The organism is Pseudonocardia sp. NPDC046786 (genome assembly GCF_040645415.1).
GTDB classification, from domain to species: Bacteria; Actinomycetota; Actinomycetes; order Mycobacteriales; family Pseudonocardiaceae; genus Pseudonocardia; species Pseudonocardia kongjuensis.
The window spans coordinates 77,314-98,127 of the sequence record NZ_JBEYYF010000005.1; the positions used below are offsets into that span (position 1 = coordinate 77,314).

27 protein-coding genes, 2 pseudogenes and 1 riboswitch are annotated in these 20,814 nt (G+C 74.3%); of the genes and pseudogenes, 17 read left to right on the plus strand and 12 right to left on the minus strand.

Annotated elements, in window-relative coordinates:
• The first annotated feature begins 86 nt into the window (after positions 1–86).
• From ABZ881_RS07730 to ABZ881_RS07740, 3 genes are read left to right on the plus strand one after another with little or no spacing between them, the layout of a single operon-like run.
• Complete coding sequence (locus ABZ881_RS07730; protein WP_344020183.1) at positions 87–482, plus strand: hypothetical protein; 396 nt, start codon at positions 87–89, stop codon at positions 480–482.
• 32 nt (positions 483–514) lie between these two features.
• Complete coding sequence (locus ABZ881_RS07735; protein WP_344020181.1) at positions 515–1,312, plus strand: isoprenyl transferase; 798 nt, start codon at positions 515–517, stop codon at positions 1,310–1,312.
• Positions 1,309–1,710: a hypothetical protein gene (locus ABZ881_RS07740; RefSeq protein ID WP_358482701.1), complete on the plus strand. Its 402-nt coding sequence runs from the start codon at positions 1,309–1,311 to the stop codon at positions 1,708–1,710. The genes ABZ881_RS07735 and ABZ881_RS07740 overlap by 4 nt, the downstream gene beginning before the upstream one ends.
• 42 nt (positions 1,711–1,752) lie before the next feature.
• Here the strand turns inward: ABZ881_RS07740 and ABZ881_RS07745 are convergent, their stop codons facing one another.
• Entirely contained in the window at positions 1,753–2,088 is a 336-nt protein-coding gene (locus ABZ881_RS07745) for a DUF2795 domain-containing protein (RefSeq protein WP_358482703.1), read from the minus strand.
• Between the two features lie 80 nt (positions 2,089–2,168).
• Positions 2,169–2,852 carry a hypothetical protein gene (locus tag ABZ881_RS07750; RefSeq protein ID WP_358482705.1) on the minus strand — a complete coding sequence of 228 codons (684 nt, stop codon included), beginning with the start codon at positions 2,850–2,852 and terminating at the stop codon, positions 2,169–2,171.
• A 143-nt stretch (positions 2,853–2,995) separates the two neighbouring features.
• Positions 2,996–3,109: riboswitch (SAM riboswitch) on the plus strand.
• A gap of 50 nt (positions 3,110–3,159) precedes the next feature.
• Between ABZ881_RS07750 and ABZ881_RS07755 the strand changes: the two genes are divergently transcribed.
• Entirely contained in the window at positions 3,160–4,515 is a 1,356-nt protein-coding gene (locus tag ABZ881_RS07755; RefSeq protein WP_358482707.1) for an aminotransferase class V-fold PLP-dependent enzyme, read from the plus strand.
• Between the two features lie 4 nt (positions 4,516–4,519).
• Here ABZ881_RS07755 and ABZ881_RS07760 read toward each other — a convergent pair whose 3' ends face one another.
• Both ABZ881_RS07760 and ABZ881_RS07765 read right to left on the minus strand, forming a co-directional pair.
• Positions 4,520–4,957 carry a Fur family transcriptional regulator gene (locus ABZ881_RS07760; RefSeq protein ID WP_358483096.1) on the minus strand — a complete coding sequence of 146 codons (438 nt, stop codon included), beginning with the start codon at positions 4,955–4,957 and terminating at the stop codon, positions 4,520–4,522.
• A gap of 23 nt (positions 4,958–4,980) precedes the next feature.
• Complete coding sequence (locus ABZ881_RS07765) at positions 4,981–5,355, minus strand: metalloregulator ArsR/SmtB family transcription factor (protein ID WP_344020166.1); 375 nt, start codon at positions 5,353–5,355, stop codon at positions 4,981–4,983.
• A gap of 103 nt (positions 5,356–5,458) precedes the next feature.
• On the opposite strand from ABZ881_RS07765, the gene ABZ881_RS07770 reads away from it, so the two are divergent.
• Positions 5,459–5,788 carry an antibiotic biosynthesis monooxygenase family protein gene (locus ABZ881_RS07770; protein ID WP_358482708.1) on the plus strand — a complete coding sequence of 110 codons (330 nt, stop codon included), beginning with the start codon at positions 5,459–5,461 and terminating at the stop codon, positions 5,786–5,788.
• Positions 5,789–5,891: 103 nt separating this feature from the next.
• Positions 5,892–7,298 (plus strand): glycine--tRNA ligase, encoded by a 1,407-nt coding sequence (locus ABZ881_RS07775; protein WP_344020162.1) that lies wholly within the window; start codon positions 5,892–5,894, stop codon positions 7,296–7,298.
• Between the two features lie 71 nt (positions 7,299–7,369).
• Here ABZ881_RS07775 and ABZ881_RS07780 read toward each other — a convergent pair whose 3' ends face one another.
• Both ABZ881_RS07780 and ABZ881_RS07785 read right to left on the minus strand, forming a co-directional pair.
• Positions 7,370–8,359: a hemolysin family protein gene (locus tag ABZ881_RS07780; RefSeq protein ID WP_358482711.1), complete on the minus strand. Its 990-nt coding sequence runs from the start codon at positions 8,357–8,359 to the stop codon at positions 7,370–7,372.
• Entirely contained in the window at positions 8,356–9,768 is a 1,413-nt protein-coding gene (locus tag ABZ881_RS07785; RefSeq protein ID WP_358482712.1) for a hemolysin family protein, read from the minus strand. The genes ABZ881_RS07780 and ABZ881_RS07785 overlap by 4 nt, the downstream gene beginning before the upstream one ends.
• Positions 9,769–10,132: 364 nt before the next feature.
• Here ABZ881_RS07785 and ABZ881_RS07790 point away from each other — a divergent pair, with 364 nt between their 5' ends.
• The 8 genes and pseudogenes from ABZ881_RS07790 (at position 10,133) to ABZ881_RS07825 (ending at position 14,651) form a co-directional block, all read left to right on the plus strand.
• A complete protein-coding gene (locus tag ABZ881_RS07790; RefSeq protein ID WP_358482714.1) occupies positions 10,133–11,173 on the plus strand; it encodes an XdhC family protein in 1,041 nt (346 codons plus the stop codon).
• A gap of 143 nt (positions 11,174–11,316) precedes the next feature.
• Entirely contained in the window at positions 11,317–11,895 is a 579-nt protein-coding gene (locus ABZ881_RS07795; RefSeq protein ID WP_358483098.1) for a YdcF family protein, read from the plus strand.
• A gap of 94 nt (positions 11,896–11,989) precedes the next feature.
• Positions 11,990–13,294, plus strand: coding sequence for a deoxyguanosinetriphosphate triphosphohydrolase (locus tag ABZ881_RS07800; protein WP_358483101.1), 1,305 nt, complete (start codon positions 11,990–11,992; stop codon positions 13,292–13,294).
• A gap of 115 nt (positions 13,295–13,409) precedes the next feature.
• The gene (locus ABZ881_RS07805; protein ID WP_358482715.1) at positions 13,410–13,598 is read left to right on the plus strand and encodes a hypothetical protein; all 189 of its coding nucleotides are present in this window, start codon (positions 13,410–13,412) and stop codon (positions 13,596–13,598) included.
• A 13-nt stretch (positions 13,599–13,611) separates the two neighbouring features.
• Positions 13,612–13,845, plus strand: coding sequence for a hypothetical protein (locus ABZ881_RS07810; protein ID WP_358483110.1), 234 nt, complete (start codon positions 13,612–13,614; stop codon positions 13,843–13,845).
• Positions 13,842–13,954, plus strand: a pseudogene (locus ABZ881_RS07815) (hypothetical protein); the annotation flags it as partial. The gene ABZ881_RS07810 and the pseudogene ABZ881_RS07815, both read left to right, overlap by 4 nt.
• A 90-nt stretch (positions 13,955–14,044) precedes the next feature.
• Positions 14,045–14,404: pseudogene (locus tag ABZ881_RS07820) on the plus strand (hypothetical protein); the annotation flags it as partial.
• A 100-nt stretch (positions 14,405–14,504) separates the two neighbouring features.
• Positions 14,505–14,651, plus strand: coding sequence for a hypothetical protein (locus tag ABZ881_RS07825; RefSeq protein WP_358483112.1), 147 nt, complete (start codon positions 14,505–14,507; stop codon positions 14,649–14,651).
• Between the two features lie 10 nt (positions 14,652–14,661).
• Here the strand turns inward: ABZ881_RS07825 and ABZ881_RS07830 are convergent, their stop codons facing one another.
• The gene (locus ABZ881_RS07830) at positions 14,662–15,378 is read right to left on the minus strand and encodes a TIGR02206 family membrane protein (RefSeq protein ID WP_358482717.1); all 717 of its coding nucleotides are present in this window, start codon (positions 15,376–15,378) and stop codon (positions 14,662–14,664) included.
• Positions 15,379–15,425: 47 nt separating this feature from the next.
• Positions 15,426–16,280: an HNH endonuclease family protein gene (locus tag ABZ881_RS07835; protein WP_358482719.1), complete on the minus strand. Its 855-nt coding sequence runs from the start codon at positions 16,278–16,280 to the stop codon at positions 15,426–15,428.
• A gap of 295 nt (positions 16,281–16,575) precedes the next feature.
• Between ABZ881_RS07835 and ABZ881_RS07840 the strand changes: the two genes are divergently transcribed.
• Positions 16,576–17,166, plus strand: coding sequence for a carboxymuconolactone decarboxylase family protein (locus tag ABZ881_RS07840; protein WP_358482720.1), 591 nt, complete (start codon positions 16,576–16,578; stop codon positions 17,164–17,166).
• On the opposite strand, the gene sigJ is transcribed toward ABZ881_RS07840, so the two are convergent.
• From sigJ to ABZ881_RS07860, 4 genes are all read right to left on the minus strand, one after another.
• Entirely contained in the window at positions 17,133–17,993 is an 861-nt protein-coding gene (gene sigJ / locus ABZ881_RS07845; RefSeq protein WP_358482721.1) for an RNA polymerase sigma factor SigJ, read from the minus strand. The genes ABZ881_RS07840 and sigJ overlap by 34 nt on opposite strands.
• 66 nt (positions 17,994–18,059) lie before the next feature.
• Complete coding sequence (locus ABZ881_RS07850; protein WP_358482723.1) at positions 18,060–18,371, minus strand: hypothetical protein; 312 nt, start codon at positions 18,369–18,371, stop codon at positions 18,060–18,062.
• Positions 18,372–18,414: 43 nt separating this feature from the next.
• Positions 18,415–18,861 (minus strand): Hsp20/alpha crystallin family protein, encoded by a 447-nt coding sequence (locus ABZ881_RS07855; protein WP_344020137.1) that lies wholly within the window; start codon positions 18,859–18,861, stop codon positions 18,415–18,417.
• A 148-nt stretch (positions 18,862–19,009) separates the two neighbouring features.
• Positions 19,010–19,375, minus strand: a complete 366-nt coding sequence (locus tag ABZ881_RS07860) for a helix-turn-helix domain-containing protein (RefSeq protein ID WP_358482725.1) — start codon at positions 19,373–19,375, stop codon at positions 19,010–19,012.
• Between the two features lie 110 nt (positions 19,376–19,485).
• Between ABZ881_RS07860 and ABZ881_RS07865 the strand changes: the two genes are divergently transcribed.
• Together ABZ881_RS07865 and ABZ881_RS07870 are read left to right on the plus strand one after the other, a co-directional pair.
• Complete coding sequence (locus ABZ881_RS07865) at positions 19,486–19,749, plus strand: hypothetical protein (protein ID WP_358482726.1); 264 nt, start codon at positions 19,486–19,488, stop codon at positions 19,747–19,749.
• Between the two features lie 116 nt (positions 19,750–19,865).
• On the plus strand, positions 19,866–20,804 hold the full coding sequence (locus ABZ881_RS07870) for a DMT family transporter (protein ID WP_358482728.1): 939 nt from the start codon (positions 19,866–19,868) through the stop codon (positions 20,802–20,804).
• The last annotated feature ends 10 nt before the right edge of the window (positions 20,805–20,814 follow it).

Consider the following 20,814-nt stretch of genomic DNA (forward strand, 5'->3'; position numbering starts at 1 on the left):
CAGGCTTCCGCCGGGCAACCCCGCTCCGCCGCTCGTTACGCTCCCGTGATCGAAGCTGACCGATCGGATCCGACGGAGAGGCGCACGTGACCCCACCACCCCATACCCGGGACGGCCGGGACGGTCGGGACGACGCGGCCGCGACCGAGCGCACCCGCCGGCTCGCCGCCGCGACCCAGCGGCTGCCGGTCGCACCCACCCAGCTCATCCCGCTGCGGACCGAGCTGCTGCCCGAGTCCCCGCCGGACGGTCCGACGCGGGCGATGCGCCAGGTCCGGGCCCGCACCGAGGACGGCGCCTGGCCGGCGATCCCGATGCTGCCGGTGATCCGCCCGGAGGACAGTGAGCCGCTGTCCGAGGTCGACCGGGCCCGCGGCCACCGCGGGATGCGGGAGCTGCGGGAGACCGTGGAGCGGCTGGAGGACTCGGAGGTGCCGGCCTGGCCGGTGCGCGAGGAACCGGACGAGCAGTTCCGGATCTGAGCCGTCCCGGGGGCCGACGTAGGGTGCAGGACGTGCCGTTCCAGCCTCCCCCACCGCACCCGTCCGGCGCGCGGCCCCCGGCGATCCCGGCGGCGCTGGTGCCGCGCCACGTCGCCCTCGTGATGGACGGCAACGGCCGCTGGGCGAACGCCCGCGGCCTGCCCCGCACGGAGGGCCACAAGCGCGGCGAGGCATCGCTGATGGACGTCGCCCGCGGCTGCATCGAGATGGGTGTCGGCTGGCTGTCGGCGTACGCGTTCTCCACCGAGAACTGGCGGCGCAGCCCGGACGAGGTCCGCTTCCTGATGGGCTTCAACCGGGACGTGATCCGCCGCCGGGTGGACGAGATGGACGCGATGGGCGTGCGGGTCCGCTGGGCGGGCAGGCGGCCCCGGCTGTGGCGGTCGGTGATCAAGGAACTCGAGGTCGCCGAGCAGCGGACCCGGCACAACGACGTCCTGAACCTCACGATGTGCGTGAACTACGGCGGCCGGGCGGAGATCGTCGACTCGGTCCGGCAGATCGCCCGGCTCGCCGCCGAGGGGCGGATCAACCCGGACAAGATCGACGAACGGATGCTGGCCCGGCACCTGGACGAGCCGGACATGCCCGACGTCGACCTGTTCGTGCGGTCGTCGGGGGAGCAGCGGACGTCGAACTTCCTGCTCTGGCAGAGCGCGTACGCCGAGATGGTCTTCCTGGACACGCTGTTCCCGGACTTCGACCGCCGGCACATCTGGCAGGCGATCGAGATCTACGCCCGCCGCGACCGACGGTTCGGCGGGGCGCAGGACAACGCCGGCACGGCGGACGGGGTACGGAGCCAGTGACCGACGCGGTGATCACCGGGATGCTCGGGACGGCCCGGGCGGCCCTCGAGCGGTTCCACGACGTCGTCGTCGACGACGACGGGGCCCTGACCTTCGCGCACGGCGGCGTGCTGTGCGTCGTGCAGGGCACCGAGCTGGAGGAGGGCCTGCCGGTCCTCAACATCACCTGCGTGGTGGCGTGGGACCTGGCCGATCCGGACGTGCCGTCGCGGGTCGGTCTCGGCGTGGGGGAGGGTCTGTTCGGGACCCCGCGGGTGGTGCGCGGCGAGCGCGGCTGGGACGTGACGCTGCGCTACGCGTTCCCGGCGTCCGGCCTGGCCGAGGCGCCGATGGGCACGCTGCTGATGCTGGTCGTGTCGTCGGCGTCGAGCATGCGCACAGAACTCGTGGACGACTGAACTCGTGGACGGCCGGGCCGGTCGCCCGGCCCGGCCCCGTCCTCACCGCTTGCGGTTGGTGCCGAGCTCCTCGGCGATCGGGTTGACCGGGTCGACGTCCTTGGTCGCCTCGGACAGGCCCGGGTGGGTGTGCCGGGCGCGCCGCTGGGCCCGCAGCTGCTCGGTCTCCTCCCGCGACTCGTCGGCGGTGTCGACCGCGGCGACGACGTCCGCGACCGAGCCGTAGACCGCGGCCGGGACTGCCCGGATCGCCTCGACGGTCGCGGCGTCGGCGCCGTTGCGCTCCGCCCCGGCGGCGAGCTCGTCCTTGCCGGCCGGGAACGTGACGCCGTCCAGCGCGGTGTGGACGGCGTCAGGGGTGGTCGTGCGGGTCGTCATCTGTGGACTGCCTCCTCGTCGGTGATCGTGCTCGTCGACAGGAGGGTTACCGGTGTGCGGCGATCCATGCACCGCGGGCGTCACCCGGTGGAGGGGCTCCCCCCGTCGGCCGGTCCGGCGGCCTCCGCCTCGCCGGCGAGATGGACCGGCGGCAACGCCGAGAGCTGGGCGGGTGTCATGTCGTGGGCGACGCCGAGCACGTCGTTCTGCGACTTCGTCATCCGGGCGTCGACCAGCCCGGACAGCCCGTAGGCGACCCGGCCGAGCAGGCGGACCGTGGTCTCGTCGACCAGCGGCCGCGGAGTGGAGACGATCGCGACGCCGCGCGGGGTGCCGTCGTTCGACTGGGCGACCCCGATCGAGTACGACTCGCGCGGGTTCACGTGCCGCGACGCGTAGTGATCGCGCAGCTTGACCACCATCTCGTGGAAGTCGCCGACGTCGCCGTCGAGCTCCAGCTTCTCCAGGTCGGCCTTGGTGAGGGTCTTGGTGCGGCCGGAGAAGCAGCGGACGTAGCCGATCACCGCCCCCGTCCACAGCGCCTCGACCAGCGCTGGGTCGGCGTCCACCCGGACCGGGCCGGACTCCGGCCCGCCGAGCGCGGTCACCAGGTGCTCACAGCAGCGCAGCACGTACTGCAGGTCCTCGAAGACCGCCGCGAGCTGTGCCAGCTCGCCGGACTCCGGGACGTCGATCCGCCGCACCGTGGTCGGTGCCGCGTGGGCACCGTCGCCGGGTGCGCCGTCGTCGTGCGTGTCGGTCATCGTCGACCCCACCTCCGGTGGATCACCGTATCGGCGGCTGCCGCGGCACGGTGTCGCGTTATGAGACGTTCTGTGACCTGTGCCTCTCCGGGCGGCCACCGTGCCTCCGATCCGGCGGCCGGTGCTAGCCTCGTGCACCGAAAGGTCACGAGTGCCAGCGCGAAGCCCCGGCTTGCTGGCCGGCAACCCTCCTCCGCGGTGGGGTGCCCCGGGTGATGACCGGGCCGTCGCGACACCCGCGCCGGCAAGCGCGGATCCGGCACCCGCAGCACGGCTGCCCCGGATCCTTGTGATCCGGAGGACGGACATGACCGCTGCCCTGCTTCACGACACCACCCGCCCCGCCGCCGCGCTCCCCGCGGTCACCGGCGCCGATCTCACCGTGCCGCTGGTCGACGGCGGGCCGGTCCGGTACTGCGATCTCGACTCGGCCGCCTCGACGCCCGCGCTGGCCGCGGTCACCGCGCACGTCGCGCAGGTGCTGCCCTACCACGGCAGCGTGCACCGGGGTGCCGGCTACACCTCGCGGGTCTGCACGTCGTTGCTGGAGAACGCGCGCGCCGACGTCGCCCGCTTCGTCCGCGCCCGGCCCGGCGACGCCGTGGTGTTCACCCGCAACACCACCGACGCGCTCGGCCTGCTCGCCCGCGCGGTGCCGGGGCCGGTGGTGACGCTGGACCTGGAGCACCACGCGACGCTGCTGGCCTGGCGGCACGGCGAGCACCGGGTCGTCCGGGCCGGCCGCACGATCGTCGACACCCTGGACGCGCTGCGCGCCGAGCTCACCGCCCGCCCGGACGCCGCGCTGGTCGCCGTCACCGGGGCGTCGAACGTGACCGGTGAGCTGCTGCCGATCGCCGACGTCGTGGCGATCGCGCACGCCGCCGGTGCCCGGGTCTGCGTGGACGCCGCTCAGCTCGCTCCGCACCGCAGGCTCGACCTGGCCGGCTGGGGAGCCGACTACCTGGCGCTGTCCGGGCACAAGATCTACGCGCCGTTCGGGGCCGGTGTGCTGGTCGGGCGCCGGGACTGGCTGGACGCCGCCGAGCCGCACCTCGCCGGTGGCGGCGCCGTGCGGTCGGTGGCGGTCGCCGCGGACCGCACCGAGGTGGCCTGGCTGCCCGCGCCGCAGCGGCACGAGGGCGGCACGCCGAACGTGCTCGGCGCGGCCGCGCTGGCGGCGGCCTGCCGCGCGCTGGAGCCGGTGATCGACGACGAGCTGCCCGCGCACGAGCGGGCGCTCGCCATGCGGTTGCACGCCGGGCTCGCCTCAGTGCCCGGCCTGCGCACGCTGTCGATCTTCGACGACGCGCCGGACCGGACCGCGACCGTCTCGTTCACCCTCGGCGATCGCCCGGCAGGGCTGGTCGCGGCCGCGCTGTCCGCGGAGCACGGCATCGGCGTGCGGGACGGCCGGTTCTGTGCGCACCCGCTGCTCGCCCGCTGCAACGACGGCGACGACGCGGTCCGCGCCTCGCTCGGCCTGCGCAGCACCGGGTCCGACGTCGACCGGCTGGTGGACGCCCTCGGCCGGCTGGCCCGCAGCGGCCCGCAGTGGACCTACGCGATCATCGACGGCCGCTGGACGCCCACCCCGGACCCGCGACCGCTGGATCCGTTCGGGCTGGGGGAGCGGCCCGGGCTGCCGGGCTGCGATCGCTGAGGGATCAGCCGCGGGCCGCCGAGCACGCTCGGCACAGCCCGAAGATCTCCAGGGTGTGCGACAGGTCGGTGAAGCCGTGCTGCTCGGCGATCGACTGCGCCCACGACTCCACGGCGGGCCCCTCGATCTCCACCGCGGCGCCGCACCGCCGGCAGACGAGGTGATGGTGGTGGTGCTCGCTGGCGCAGCGCCGGTAGACGGCCTCGCCGGAGCCGGTCCGCAGCACGTCGACCTCGCCGCCCTCGGCGAGGGTCTGCAGGGTCCGGTACACCGTCGTCAGGCCGATGCCCTCGCCGGTGCGGCGGAGCTCCTCGTGGATCTCCTGGGCGGACCGGAAGTCCTCGATCCGGTCCAGCAGCGCGATCACCGCCGCCCGCTGCCGGGTCGCCCGGATGCCGCGCGGACCGGCCGTCGAGCGCTCGGCCCGCTCGGCCTGTTCCACCCCGTCCTGCACCGCCTGATCGCTCACGAGTCCTCCTCCACGTGCGCCACCGCGTCCACCACGATGTGGGCGAGATGGTCGTCCACCAGGGAGTAGAGCACCTCCCGGCCCTTGCGCTCACCTTCGACCACACCCGCCGACTTCAGCACCCGCAGGTGCTGGCTGATCAGCGGCTGGGTGACGCCCAGCGCGTCGACCAGGTCGTGCACGCAGCGCGCGTGCTCCAGGAGCTGCAGGACGATCGCGATCCGCACCGGCGCCGCCAGCGCGCGCAGCAGGTCCCCGGCCGCCGCGAGGGTGCGCGGATCGCGGACCGGGCCGGGAGCCGGCGCGGGGTGGTGCTCCCCGGCGTGCTCGTCCGACCCCGGGGTCCGGGTGGTCTCCGCTGCGGCAGACATCGTGGTTCCGTCCCGTCCCCGGAGATGGCGGCCACACCCCCGGCGCTGATCGAGCCCAGCCGGCCGCACCCGACATGGTAGGCGTGTTCGTTATCGTCGCGCCGTGCTGCTGGTCTGCCGGTTCACCGTGTCGCCCGACGAGGCCCCCCGTTTCACCGCGCGCACCGCCCGCGCCCTGGAGCTGCTCGCCGCCCAGCCGGGCTGCCGGGGCGGCGAGGCGGGCCGGGCGATCGAGGACCGGCAGCAGTGGGTGCTGACGGTCCGTTTCGACTCGGTCGACGCCTACCGGCGGGCGCTCGGGCCGTTCCCGGTCCGCGAGCACGTGCACCCGCTGCTGGCCGAGGCCGACACCACGACCGAGTCGACGCTCGAGACCCTGCTGTCGGTGGCTCCGGGCGCGTCCGCCGTCCACCACCCCTCGCTGCTCGGCTGAGCCGGGCGGCCGGAATCGGGTCATGCGGGGCCGGTAATCTGTAGAACCCACCTTGCGAATCCGCGGGTGGGCATTCCCGAATCCCGGACCTGGAGTACCGCCAGTGGCCAGCAAGCCGACCTCCGCCAAGATCGAGACCATCGTCGCGCTGACCAAGCGTCGCGGATTCGTCTTCGCCTCCGGGGAGATCTACGGCGGTACCCGGTCGGCGTGGGACTACGGTCCGCTCGGCGTCGAGCTCAAGGACAACATCAAGCGCCAGTGGTGGAAGACCATGGTCACCGGCCGCGACGACGTCGTCGGCCTGGACTCGTCGGTGATCCTGCCGCGGCAGACCTGGGTCGCCTCCGGGCACGTCAACGCGTTCACCGACCCGCTGGTCGAGTGCACGTCGTGCCACAAGCGCTACCGCGCCGACCAGCTCGCCGAGGAGTTCGCCGAGCGCAAGGGCCGCGACCCGGAGGCCGCCGACCCGAACGACCTGTCCGAGGTGCCCTGCCCGAACTGCGGCACCCGCGGCCAGTTCACCGCGCCGCGCGAGTTCAACATGATGCTGAAGACCTTCCTCGGCCCGGTGGAGTCCGAGGAGGGCATGGCCTACCTGCGTCCGGAGACCGCCCAGGGCATCTTCGTCAACTTCCTGAACGTGCAGACGACCTCGCGCAAGAAGCCGCCGTTCGGCATCGGCCAGATCGGCAAGAGCTTCCGCAACGAGATCACCCCGGGCAACTTCATCTTCCGGACCCGCGAGTTCGAGCAGATGGAGATGGAGTACTTCGTCGAGCCGGGGCAGGACGAGGAGATCCACCAGTACTGGATCGACGAGCGCACCCGCTGGTACACCGACCTGGGCATCGACGGTGCGAACCTGCGGCAGTACGAGCACCCGAAGGAGAAGCTCTCCCACTACTCGAAGCGCACCGTCGACATCGAGTACCGGTTCAACTTCACCGGCCAGGAGTGGGGCGAGCTCGAGGGCATCGCGAACCGCACCGACTTCGACCTGACGACGCACTCGAATCACTCGGGCGTGGACCTGTCGTTCTACGACCAGGCCACCGACACCCGCTACCGGCCGTACGTGATCGAGCCCGCGGCCGGCGTCGGACGGTCGATGATGGCCTTCCTGATCGAGGCCTACACCGAGGACGAGGCGCCCAACGCCAAGGGCGGCGTGGACAAGCGCGTCGTGCTGAAGCTGGACCGCAGGCTCGCCCCGGTGAAGGCCGCGGTGCTGCCGCTCTCGCGCAACGCGGAGCTGTCGCCGAAGGCCCGCGACCTCGCGGCGCAGCTGCGGAAGAGCTGGAACGTCGACTTCGACGACGCCGGCGCGATCGGCCGCCGCTACCGCAGGCAGGACGAGATCGGCACGCCGTTCTGCATCACGGTCGACTTCGACACCCTGACCGACCAGGCCGTGACCATCCGGGAGCGGGACTCGATGGCCCAGGAGCGGGTCGCGCTGGACCAGGTCGAGACCTACCTCGCCACCCGGCTGCTCGGCTGCTGACCGGCCCCGCACAGCACGGATCGGCCCCCGCCCGGGGCCACGGGCGGGGGCCGATCTGCGTGCCGCCGGTGCTACACCGGCTCGGGCAGCAGCCGCTCCACCAGGTCGGACAGCGTGATGATGCCGATCAGGTCGCCGTCGGACTCCACCAGCGCCAGGTGTGCACGCTGCTCGCGCATCGTGTTCACCGCCGCGTTGTAGCGGGTGTCCGCCGGGAGCGTGAGGACGGGCCGCATCAGCTCGCGGGCCCGGGTGCCGGGCTCGCGGGTCAGCGTGTCCCGCACATGCACGTAGCCGATCGGGGTGTCCCCGTCCCGGACGATCAGCCGCAGGTGGCCGGTCCGCCGGGCGGTCTCCTGGACGGTGCTGACGTCGTCGTCGGCCGCCACCCCGGAGGGCTCGTGCGCCAGCTCGCTCAGCGGCGTCCGCTCCAGCTCCAGTGCGGTGACCAGCTGGTCACGCCGCTCCCGGTCCAGCGCACCGGTCTTCGCCGAGTGGTCGACCAGCTCGCGCAGGTCGTCGGCGTTGCGGCCGGAGGCCATCTCGTCGACCGGTTCGACGCCGACCGCCCGCAGGCAGCGGTTCGCCAGGCCGTTGAGCAGCACCAGGATCGGCCGGGTCAGCACCATGAAGCCGCGCATCGGGATCGCCAGCATGATCGCCGAACGCTCCGGGTGCGAGATCGCCCAGGACTTCGGCGCCATCTCGCCCACCACCAGGTGGACGAAGGTGACCACGATCAGCGACAGGATGAACGACACGACCGCGGCGATGCCGGAGGCCAGCCCCCATCCCTCCAACACCGGCCGCAGGGCGTAGTCGACGGCCGGTTTCGCGACCGCACCGAGCCCCAGCGTGCACAGCGTGATGCCCAGCTGGGAGCCGGCCAGCAGCAGCGACAGGTCCTTCGCGCTGCGCAGTGCGGCGCGCGCCGACGCCGAGGTCTGCGCGGCCTCCTCCAGCCGGTAGTTCCGGGCGGCGACGAGTGCGAACTCCACCGCCACGAAGAACGCGCTCAGCCCGACCAGGGCGATGGAGACGACGATCGAGGTGACGCTCATGCCCGCACCTCCTGCTCATCGGCCCCGGCGGGCTCGGTCCACACCAGGTGCACCGTGGACGGGACCCTCCGGTCCACCTCCTGGACGCTGATCCGCAGCGCCCGGGGCGGGTCGTCGGGGCTCTCGGCCGGGATCATGATGACGATCTCGTCACCCGGCTCCGGGAGCCGCTGCAGCTCGGCCATCACCAGGCCGCCGACGGTCTGGTAGTCGCCCTCGGGCAGCTCGGCGTCGATCAGCCTGCCGACCTCGTCGACGTGCCGGTCGCCCGGCACCACCCAGCCGTCCTCGGCCTGCCGGGCCTGGTCGGTGCCCGCCTGGTCGTGCTCGTCGGTGATCTCGCCGACCAGCTCCTCGGCCACGTCCTCGACGGTGATGACGCCGGCCAGGCCGCCGTACTCGTCGAGCACGCAGGCGAGCTCCTCGCCCTCCTCTCGCAGCCGGGCCATCACCTGCGGCAGCGGCAGCGAGGACGGCACCAGCACCGGCGCCCGCATCAGCTCCGATACCAGGACGTCGGCCGCGCCGCGGCCACCCAGGTCGGTGCGCTCGGACAGCGCCAGCACGTCCTTGAGGCAGACGACGCCGACCAGCTCCATCGCGTTGTCCGGGTCGGCCGCGTCGGGCGGCGTTCCGAGCACCGGGTAGCGGGAGTGCTGGACGGCCATCTGGCCGATCAGGCTCTCCACGGTGGCGTCGTCGCGCACCCAGGACACCCGCGGCCGCGGGATCATCGCGGCCCGCGCCGTCCGGTCGGTGAAGTCGACGACCCGGTCCAGCAGGACCGCGAACTCCGGGGCGAGATCGCCCGAGTCGCGGGAGTCGTCGATGATCGCTTCCAGGTCGCGCGGGGTGGCCGAGTGCTCGACGTCGTGCACCGGCTCGATTCGCAGCGCGCGCAGCAGCAGGTTGGACGCGGCGTCGAACAGCTTGATGATCCAGCCGAAGATCGCCAGGTAGGTCTTCGTGGACAGCGCCAGCCAGCGCGCCACGGGCTCCGGCCGGGCGATCGCCAGGTTCTTCGGGAACAGCTCGCCGAAGACCATCTGGACGACGGTGGAGAGCAGCAGCGCGAACGTGATGCCGATCGCGACGCCGATGCCGCTCGGCACGTTGACCACGCCGAGCAGCTCGCCGATGCCGTTGCCGATCAGCGGCTCGGCGACGTAACCGACCAGCAGGCCGGTCACGGTGATGCCGAGCTGGGCGCCGGACAGCATGAACGAGGTGCGCCGGGTGATGTCGAGTGCGCGGATCGCTCCGGTGTCGCCCTCGGCCGCCTTGGCCTTGAGCCGGGAGCGGTCGACGGCCATGTAGCCGAATTCCTGCGCCACGAAGTAGCCGGTGAGTGCGGTGATCGCCAGGACCACCAGGATGCCGAGCAGGATTCCGAGGATCGTGCCGATCACCGGAGCGTCACCGCCCGGCGGTCGGGCCCGTGGGTACGGGCGGGAACGAGGGCGATGCGGGGTCGCCGTCCGGGTGTATGCCGGACGGCGCCGGGACTGTCGCTGGGGTCCATGACTCCTGACTCGCGATCGGATGTGTCGTCGACGCGTACAACGCGTGCCGGAATAGTACGGTTCCGCGCCGCACTCGTCGTGTCGGCCTCCTCACGTGTCTCCGAACTGTGACCCGGCCCTGTGACCCGGCCCTGCGACCCGGCCCTGTGATCCGGAACTGCGACCCCGGCGGCGGCCCCGGAAGGTCCCCGGCGCGGCCGGCCGCGCTCCCCTCCGGAACCTGTCGGTCCCCGTCGCTACCCTGGCGGCCGTGAGCACCGGTCCGTCCCAGCCCCCCGCCGATCCGCGCCGCGCGCTCGGCGCCGCCCTGAGCCGGTGGGCGGCCGCCGGATCGGCCGGGATCGGCGTGGTCCGGGTGCTGGAGCGGCACGGCTTCGGCTCGGTCGAGTCCGGCCAGCTGCTGGCCGGCACCCCGGCCGGCGAGCTGGCCGGCCTGCTCTACCTCGGCGCGCTGGACGACGCGGCCGGTCCGCTGGCCGCCGAGGCGGCCGCGGGTGCGGCGGCGGTTCGCGACACCCGGGTCGCCGAGTCCTCCGCGCTGGAAGCCGGGCTGGCCTGCGCCGGCGGCGCCACCCTGCTCGGGCACCCGCTGCCGCCCGGCCCGGCCGCGGCACTCGGCGAGGCGCTGGAGGCGGCCCGCCCCGCGGCCCTGCTGTCCACCCTCGACGGCACCTCCGCGCTGGTGCTGACCGGGCCCGACCTGGCGACCGGGCACGGGTCGCTGGGCGCGCCCGCGGTCGACGAGGCGGCCACCGCCGCGGCCCGCGCGCTGCTGCGCCGCGGCGCCACCGCCACCGAGCGGAGCGATGCCGCGGGCACCCCGGTGCTGGTCGACGTGTGGGTGCCGGTGCCGTCGGTGCTGGTGGTCGGCGAGGGTGCGCTGGGCGCCGCGCTGCACGCGCAGGCCGGGCTGCTCGGCTGGTCGGCGCGCACCGTCACCACGGTGGCCGACGCGCAGGCCGCGGTCGCCGCCTTCACCGACGCCGATGTGCTGGTCCTGCTCGACCACTCCCCGGCGTTCGACGCGATCCTGCTCGAGGGACTGGCGCACGGCCGCGGCTTCCTCGGCGCGCTCGGTTCCCGCCGCACCCAGGCCGCCCGCCGGGAGCGGCTGGCCGCGGCCGGTGTCGACGACGCCGGCTTCGCCGCGATCCACGGCCCGGTCGGGCTGGACCTGGGCGCCCGCACCCCGGCCGAGACGGCGGTGTCGATCGTCGCGCAGGTGATCGCGCTGCGGGCCGGCCGATCGGCGGCGGCGCTGGCGGGCTCGACCGGACGGATCGGCGGATGAGCGCAGCCTCCTCCCGCCGTGGCCTCGGCGGCGCGGCACCGGTGGCGCCCGGCGGACCGGCCCGCGGCCGCCCGGCCCCCGCCCGCCGCCCGGTCCGGACCGGGACGACCTGGGGGGCCCGGCTGCTGGTCGGCGGGCTGGTGATGCTGATCGCCGTCGTCGGCGTGACCGCGCTGCGGGTCTGGCAGGTCGCCCGGGTCGACGACCAGCGCCCGGTCGACGCGGTCGTCGTGCTGGGGGCCGCCCAGTACAACGGGGAGCCGAGCGCGGTCCTCGCCGCCCGGCTGCGGCACGCCGCCCAGCTCTACGCCGACGGCGTCGCCCCGCGGATCGTCACGGTCGGCGGCGGTCGCACCGGCGACCGCTACACCGAGGCCGAGGCCAGCCGGGACTGGCTGGTCGCCCGCGGGGTCCCGGCGTCGGCGGTGGAGGCGGTGCCGGAGGGCGCGGACACCCTCGGCAGCCTGCAGGCGGTCGCCGCGAGCGCCCGGTCGCAGGGCTGGTCGTCGGCGCTGCTGGTGTCCGACCCGTGGCACAGCCTGCGGGCCCGCACGATGGCGCGGGACGCCGGGCTGGAGGCGTGGACGTCGCCGACCCGCAGCGGGCCGATCGTGCAGACCCGGGAGACCCAGCTGCGCTACATCTACCGGGAGACCGGGGCGCTGCTGTTCTACGCGCTGACCCACGCCTCGGTCGACACGGCGAGCTCCGGGCAGGGCTGAGGCCGTGGCCGAGCTGCCGGAGCTGTCCGGGACACCCGGGCCGTCCGTGCTGCCCGGGCCGGCTGAGCGGGCCGGGCCGGCCGGGCCGCAGGGGATCTCGTCGGCGGCCAGGCCCGGTGCCGCGCCGTCCCCCGGGTACACCCCGGCCGACGCCGAGCGGCGTCATCCCGAGCCGCCCAAGGGATCCGGCCTGGGGGAGCGCGGCCGGGTGGAGCGGCGCAGCCCGTTCTCCCGGGACCGCGCCCGGGTGCTGCACTCGGCGGCGCTGCGCCGGCTCGCCGGGAAGACCCAGGTCGTCGGGCCGGGGGAGGGCGCCGAGGTCACCGGCATCCCACGCACCCGGCTGACGCACTCGCTGGAGGTCGCCCAGATCGGCCGCGGCATCGCCGAGGAGCTCGGCCTCGATCCGGACGTCGTCGACGCCGCCGGGCTCGCCCACGACATCGGCCATCCGCCGTTCGGGCACAACGGCGAGCGCGCGCTCGACGAGGCGGGCGCCGCCTGCGGCGGGTTCGAGGGCAACGCGCAGACGCTGCGGATCGTGACCCGGCTGGAGCCCAAGGCCCGCTCGTCGGACGGGCGCGGCCCCGGCGGGCTCAACCTGACCCGGGCGACCCTGGACGCCGCCACGAAGTACCCGTGGGCCCGGCGCGGCGCCGAGCGCAAGTTCGGCGCCTATGCTGACGACCTGCCCGCCCTGGAATGGGTGCGGCTCGGCGCCCGGCCCGGTGCGCGCTGTATGGAGGCGCAGGTCATGGACTGGGCCGACGACGTCGCCTACTCGGTGCACGACGTCGAGGACGCGGTGCTGGCCGGCCGGATGGACCTGGCCGTGCTGTCCTCGCGGTCCGAGCGGGAGGCGCTCGCCGCGGAGGCCGCCCGCCGGTTCGGCACCGACGCCGCGGCCTGCGCCGAGGCGGCCGCGCAGCTGAACGCGCTGCCCGTGGTCCGCGCCGTGCACGGCTTCGACGTGCGCACCGCGGGCGGCGACGACCTGGTCGCCATGAAGCGGATGACCAGCGAGCTGGTCGGCCGGTTCGCGCTCGCCGCCACCGACGCCACCCTCGACGCCCACGGCGACGCGCCGCTCGCCCGGCACCGCGCCGACCTGGTCGTGCCGGTCGAGGCGCAGGCCGAGGTGGTGCTGCTCAAGGAGCTCGCCACCCGGTACGTGATGAGCGACCCGCAGCGGCTGGCCATGCAGGCCCGGCAGCGCGAGCTGCTGCACGAGCTGGTCGCCACGCTGGTCGCGCGCGGGCCGGCCGGGCTCGACCCGGTCCGCGCCGAGGACTGGGCCGTCGCGCCGGACGACCGGGCCCGGCTGCGGGTGGTGCTCGACCAGGTCGCGCTGCTCACCGATCAGCAGGCCGTCGCCTGGCATCGGAGGGCATGCCGGTAGGTGCCCCGTGCCGCCGAGCGGCCTGAGCTGCCGGCGCGGTGGACCGGCCGCCGGTGCTCAGACGTTCCCGGCGATCCCGGCGTCGTCAACGACCGGGCGCCCCCTTGAGGACCGTGTGCAGGGCGGGCGCCGGATCGGCCAGCACGGTGACGTCGTCGAGCGGGTCCCCGTCGACGACCAGCAGTCCGCGTGCGCGCCGGGGGCGGCCACCCCGATCTCACCCTCGGCGCGCAGCAGCCGGGCGGCCGTCGTCGTCGCCGAGCGCGCCACCTCGGCCGAGGACACCACCGGGCCCGGATGCTGAACTCGGTGGACTGGTGCTGCTGCATCTCGCCGAGCAGGTCGGTGCCGAACACGACGTTCACCCCGCCCTCGGTGGCCAGCCGCAGCGCGTCGAGACCGCCCGCGAGCACCTGGCCGATCTTGCGCTGGGACGCGACGGGCAGACCGTGCCGGGCGCCTTCGGCCTCGAGCCGGTCGTAGGTCACCAGTGCCGGAGCTGTTCCAGGACCGCTACGGGGCGGCGGCGCGCTGCATCGGCACGGTCATGATCATCATCGCGTTCGTCGGCATCACGGCGTACCAGTTCACCGGCGCGGGCTACATCATCTCGCTGATGGTGCCGGTCTCGCATACCCAGGGAGCGGTGGTCGCCGCCGTGCTGGTCACCGTCCTGTCGATGTCCGGCGGTCTGAAGTCGGTCGCCTCGACCGATGCGCTGCCTCGGCGCTCGTCGTCCTCGGCCTGTTCGTGTGCCTGGTCTACCTGTTCGCCACCGACGTCGTCGTCCTCGGCGGGAGCCTCCTGCTGCCGGGCATCGAGGCGGATACCGCGGTGCTCGCGCTCGCCGGCGGGGACCTCACGCCACCGGTCGTCGGTGGGCTGCTGCTGGTCGGGGAGTTCGCGCTGATCGTCACGACCGGCTCGTCCCATCTGCTCACCAGCTCGGCGAACGTCGTCTACGACCTGGTCTTCCTGGGCAGGCCCGAGCGCGCGGGGGGACGGCTCGGGGTCGCCGTCGGGCAGTTGTCGGTGCTGCTGCTCGCGGTGCTGGCCTTCGTGATGGTCCAGTTCTTCCCGACCGTGCTCGAACTCCGGATGTACGCCTACACGATGTACGGCGCGGCGCTGACCCCGGTGATCCTGGCGGCGCTGTTCTGGCGCCGGGCCGCACCGTGTCGGCGATCGCGACGATCGTGGTCGGGGCGCGGTGACCGTCGCGTGGGAGGTGTCGGGCCGGGCGTCGGAGCTGAACTCGGTCGTGGTGTCGCTGCCCGCGGCACTGGCGACCCTGGTGGTCACGGCGCTGCTGTTCCCCCGCCGGGCGGTGCCGGCCGAGGAACCCGCGGCGGCCTGACCCGCCGGGATCAGCCGGCGCGGGTGTCCGCCCGTTGCCGGCTGCGCGTCCACGGCCAGGTGATCAGGCACCACCCGGCCACCACCAGCGTGAACTCCACGAGCAGGTACCACGGCCACGGGCCCAGCAGGTCGAGCAGCGACGGGTTCGACGGCTTGTGGTCGAGGAACCCGTAGTTGGTCCCGAGCGAGGAGTTCACGCTGAACGCCACGACCGCCCAGCCGACGGTCGCCGCGACGGTCGCGCGCATGCCGCGCCAGGTCGGCCGGATCCCGACGCCCCAGGTCAGGTAGACCGCCGCCCAGGTGACGAACAGGTGCAGCGCCCAGAAGTCCAGGAACTCGATGCGCGGGAAGTCCGGCGAGTCCAGCGCCGGGGTGAGGAGGGCCTGCGGGGTGAGCGTCAGGCCCCAGTAGTAGGTCAGCGCGCAGGCCCACCAGCGGTGCGTCCACAGCGCGTACGCCGCGGCCACCCAGCTGAGGTCGCTGAGCTGCAGCGGCAGCGAGGTGTAGAGGTCCCAGTTCTCCGGGAGGAGCCGCCGGACCTGCATCGACAGCTGGACGCCGACGATCACCAGCGCGAACACCCGGCCGGTGGTGACCTGGGCGGCGGTCCCGCGCATCCGCTGCCCGGCGAGCACCAGCAGCACGGCGACCGCCGCGCCGATCGTCAGCGCCGTCCAGTGCGTCGTGCCGTAGGGCACGAAGACGTCGTCGTCCGGCTGCACGCCTCCGCTTCTACCGGTGTGCGGACCGGGCCGCCACCCGGCGGCGCTCAGCGCAGGCTGACCGCCGGGAGCATCGCGTCGGCGTCGGTCGGGACCGAACGGTCCGGGCAGCTGCCCAGCACCCGGGCAATGGCGTCCCGCTCGGCGGCGGTGACCCACAGGTCGTACCTGGCCTTCACCGCGACCTGCCGCGCGACGTAGGCGCACCGGTAGCCGGTGTCCGGCGGGAGCCAGGTGGCGGCGTCGCCGTCGCCCTTGCGGCTGTTCGTGGGGCCGTCGACGGCGATCAGGTTCAGCGGGTCGTTGCCGATGTGCTGGCGGGCGGTGGCGTCCAGCTGCTGGGCGCCCTTCTGCCAGGCGTCCGACAGTGCGACGACGTGGTCGATCTGCACCCGCTCGCTGGTGCCCTGGCCGCGGGTGAACGAGATCGTCTGCCCGGTGTAGGCGTCGCGCAGGGTGCCGGTCAGCACCACGCAGTCGTTCGTCCCCGCCTTGAACGTCTCCCGGTCCATGTCCCGGGCGAGCACCTGGTTGCGCTGGTCGCAGCCGTCCCGGTCGATGTCGGCCCAGCGGCGGCCGAACTCGGTGCGGGCGTACCCGGTCTTCGGTGCGCGGCCTTTGACCTCGAGGGTCCCGAGCACGGCGAGGGCGTTCCCGGCCGCCTCGGTGCCGTCGGTCTCGCCCGACCTGCCCGCCCGGACCGCGCCACCCGCCGCGTCCGCCTCGCCGGCGGGAGCCCACCGGGCCGTGCCGTGCGGGCCGTCCGGGTCGGTGATCTCGGTGTCCACGGTCGGAGTGCCGGGCCCGGCGGCCCAGACATCCACGAATGATCCGGGGGCACCACACCCGGCCAGCACCAGAACCGCCGCCAGCACCGCGACGACATCGACCCGAGCACGCACCCGACGATGATCGCGATCGCGAACGCCGGGACCGCGCCGGACACGCCGGGGGATTCGTCACGCCGGCCGCCCGGTCGCACACGGACCGTGCGCGCAGCTGCGCCGGGACCGCTCGCGCAGCCGCGCGCAACCGTGTCGTGCAGGCGTTTCGCGCCGCCGGTCGGGCGGCGCTCGGGCCGTCGGCCGCGTCCGGCGCCGGACCGCGTCATGACACAGGTCACGAGCGCGGCCGTCACGAATCGCCGGCCCGTCCCGTCCCACTGGTGACCCGTCCGCACGAACCCGGGAGGTTCCCGTGCCCCGCATCCCCGCCGTCACCGACGCCGACGCAGGCCCGCTCGGCCGTCTCGCCTACCGCATCGCCCGCCGCCGCTACGGGTCCGTGCCCGAGCCGTTCGCCGTCGCCCGGCACCATCGCCGGCTGTTCTGGGCGTCGATGGTCAGCGAGCTCGGCTGGGAGCGGGCGGCGACCCTGCTGCCGGCGGGCGTCCGGGAGATCGCCGTCTACCGGACGGCGACCGTCGTCGGCTGCTCCTGGTGCGTCGACTTCGGCACCATGCTGCAGCGGCACTCCGGCCTGGACGTCGACCGGCTCAGGCACATCGACGAGTACCCGACCAGTCCGCACTTCAGCCCGGCGGAGCGGCTCGCGATCGGCTACGCCGACGCGATGACCGCCCAGCCGATGACCGTCACCGACGACCAGGTGGCCGAGCTCGAACGGGAGTTCGGCCGGGCCGGGCTCGTCGAGCTGACCCAGATGATCGCGGTCGAGAACATGCGGGCCCGGGCGAACCACGCGCTCGGCATCACCGACCAGGGGTTCGACGCGGCGTGTGCGGTCCCGGCCGGTCACCGGAGCTTGGACGGGTCCAGCACGCCGTAGATCGCGACGATCCGGCCGTCCCGCACCGCGACGGCGGCGGCCGCCGCGGGCGGGTCGCCGTCCGGGCCGGGCAGCAGCCAGCCGGGGGTGCCGTTGACCGTCGCCGGGCGCAGCCGGGCGGGCAGGTCGCCGCGGCCGGCCAGCCCGACCAGCAGCCGGGCCACCTTCGCCGGGCCGTGCACCGGGTGCAGGGCGGCCCGGACGGCACCGCCGCCGTCGGAGACGAACACGACGTCCGGGTGCAGCACCTCGGCGACGGCGCGGGCGTCGCCGGTGGCCAGTGCGGCGCCGAAGCGGGCCAGGACGCGGGCGGCCTCGGCGTCCGGGACCGGTGGCGGAACGGGTGCGTCGGCGAGCACCTGACGGGCCCGCGACGCCCGCTGCCGGGCGGTGGCCTCGGTGCAGCCGAGCACCCCGGCGATCTCGGCGAACGGCAGGTCGAGCGCCTCGTGCAGGACGAACGCGACCCGCTGGTCGGGGGAGAGCCGTTCGAGCACCAGCATCGCGGCCATCCGGACGTCGTCGGCCTGCAGCACGGCGTCCAGCGCGGGATCGGCCCCGCCGACGACCGGTTCCGGCAGCCACGGGCCGACGTGCTGCTCGCGGCGGGCGGCGGCCGACCGGAGCCGGTCCAGGCAGAGCCGGGCGACGGCGGTGGTCAGCCAGCCGCGCAGATCACGGACCGCGCCGGGATCGGGCAGCCGGGACAGCCGCAGCCACGCCTCCTGGGCGGCGTCCTCGGCGTCGGCGAGGCTCCCGGTGATCCGGTAGCCGACGCCGACCAGATGCGGCCGGTGCGTCTCGAAGGCCGCGGCGAGATCGGACACCCCGACGACAGTACGAGGGATCGGGCCCGGGCGGGTCGTGGGACGGATCCGCCCGGGCGGTGCCGGTCAGTGCACGCGGGCCGGCGGAGGAGATCGCTGGTCGGGCCGGATCCGGTTCCGGCCGCCCGCCGGCCGGCGGCGCCCGGCGGGCCGGACACCGTGCTGCGACCCGGGTCGACGGGGCCGGGTGCCGACCCGGACCGGCCGGCGCCCGCGCCCGCTCGCCCGCCGCGGGGCCGTGCCGGTGGGCCACGGCCCGGAGGCGGCGACGACCGCCAGGAACTCCTCGTCGAAGACCGCGTCGATCCGGGGCCCGATGCCGTCGGCGTCCCCGGGGGGCGGGATCGTCGTGGGCGTCGGTGTGGGATCGGCGGTCACCTCCACCACCTCCCTCACGTCCGGTCGCTGCGGGCGACCGGGATCAGGCGTTGATCTGCGTGCGGTCGGTGGAGTGCCCGGACGCGATCGCGATCGTGCGTGGCTTCGCCGACTCGGCGACCGGGATCCGGATGCGCAGCACCCCGGCCTCGTACGAGGCGTGGATGTTGGCGGTGTCGAGGTTCTCGCCGAGGAACAGCTGGCGCGAGTAGACGCCGTAGGTGCGCTCGGAGGCGACCCACTCGACCTGGTCGGCGTTGGCGGCACCGGCCGGTCGACGCTCCGCCCTGACGGTCAGCGTGTTGCGCTCGACCGACAGCTCCACCGCGTCGGGGTCGATGCCGGGAAGGTCGAACTCGACCACGAACTCGTCGCCGTGGCGCCAGGCGTCCATCGGCATCGCGGCCGGCCGGGACCAGGTCCCGCCCGCGTCGAGGGCCTGCGCTGCGAGCCGGTCCAGTGCGCGGAACGGATCAGTCCGCATCAGCATGTCGAACCACCCCTTCCCAGCGGCCGGTCGGGGCCCGCGCCAGCGGAACCGCGGTCCGGCCGACTGTGTTGTGTCTCTTCTCCGATGGTCAGAGCCGGTGTGCTCTGACTTAACTCAAGTCTGCACTAGAGATTTCCGGCTGTCAAGACTATCGATCTGATGGTGTCGTCGTCCCGCTCGATCCGCCGAGGTCCTCGATCGCCCGCCGCAGCCGGTCGACCTCCGCGTGCGCCGCGTGGAGCTGTGACTCGCTCGCGGTCAGGTCTGTACGCAGCTGGTCGATGCAGGACGCCGACTCCAGGGAGTGCCCGTGGTCGAGCAGCTCGCGCAGCCTGGCTGCGTGCTCGAGCTGGCGGCGCGAGTAGCGCCGGTGGCCGCCCGTCGAGCGGTGCGGGCTGACGATGCCCGCGCTGTCGAGGCTGCGCAGGAAGGCCGGCTCGACGTCGAGGACGTGGGCGGCCTCGCCCATCGCCATCGACGGGTAGTCGGGGTCGTCGAGCCGGTCGAGTCCCATGCGTGTCCGTTCTCCCGGTGATGGCCGGTGGTGAAGTTGCCGATGAGGTAAATCTACCACTACAACTATAGATAATGTCCTGTCGATGACGTGCTGGCGAGGAGGAGGGGATGGCGAGGGTGTTGCGGGCGGTGCTGCCGCTGCTGGTCCTGGCCGCCGCGGCCGCGGTGCTGTGGGTGGTGCTCGGTGCGGGGACCCCGGTGGAGTGGATCGACCGGGGCGAGGACGTCGTGTGGGTGGCGTCCGCCCTGGTGCTGATCCCGCTCGCGACCGCCGTACTGGCCGTGTACGACGAGTGGGCCGCCGCGCGCCGGAACCGCGCGGAGCCGGATCGGCGGGTGGCGCGACCGGACCGCGACCCGACCGCGGTCTGAGCCCAGTCTGAGCGCGGCCGGGCCGCAGTCCCGCTGCGGCCCGGCCCCCGCCCGTGCGGGTGAGGCCGGGGTCTCCTCGGCTTGCCACCTCGTTAGCAACGCGATGGAGTGGGTCGGTGACCCGTTCCCGCTGGCCGGTGCCCGCACTGAGCGTGCTGTTCGTCCCGCTCTGGGCGTCCGGCTTCATCGCGGGCAAGATCGCCACCGGCCATCTGGAGGTCCCCGCGGTCCTGCTGTGGCGGTTCGTGATCGCGCTGGCCGTGATGCTGGCGGCCGCGGCGGTGCTGCGGCCCGCGCTGCCGGTCGGCCGGGCCTGGCTGCATCTCGCCGTCACCGCGCTGCTGCTGCAGGTCGGGCAGTTCTCGTTCGTCTACTCCGGGCTCTCCGCCGGGGTGCCCGCCGGTCTGTCCAGCCTGATCCTCGGCATGGCGCCGCTGCTGGTCGGGCTGCTCACCCCGCTGCTGCTCGCGACCCGGCTCGGCCCCGCCCCGGTGGTCGGCCTGCTGATCGGGGCGACCGGCGTGTACGTCGTCCTGGCCGACGACCTCGGCGGCGGCCTGGGCTGGAGCGTCGTGTTCCCGGTGCTCGGCATGCTCGCGCTGACCGCCGGGACGCTCTACCAGAAGCGGTTCAACGACCGCACCCCCGTCGTGACGAGCGTGGTCGTGCAGATGGCGACCTCCCTGGTCGCCACCCTGGCGGTGTTCCCGTTCCTCGGGGTGGCCTGGCTGCCGCTGACGCCCGGCGGCTGGCTGGCGGTGGTCTGGCTCGGGGTGATCAACTCGGCGGGCGCGTTCGTGCTGATGTTCCTGCTGCTGCGCTGGCGGTCGACGGTGTACGTGTCGTCGCTGCTGAACCTGGTGCCCGCGACGACCGCGCTCACCGCGGTCCCGGTGCTGGGGGAGCCGCTCACCGCTCAGGCGGTGCTCGGCCTGGCGATCGCGCTGGTCGGGATGTTCGTCGGCCTGGGCAGGTTCCCCGGGCGGTGGGGCCGGGACCGGCCGGGACGCGACGCCGAGCCGGTACCGGCGGGGGCCGCCGTCCCGCCGCCCTGACCGGGCGCGC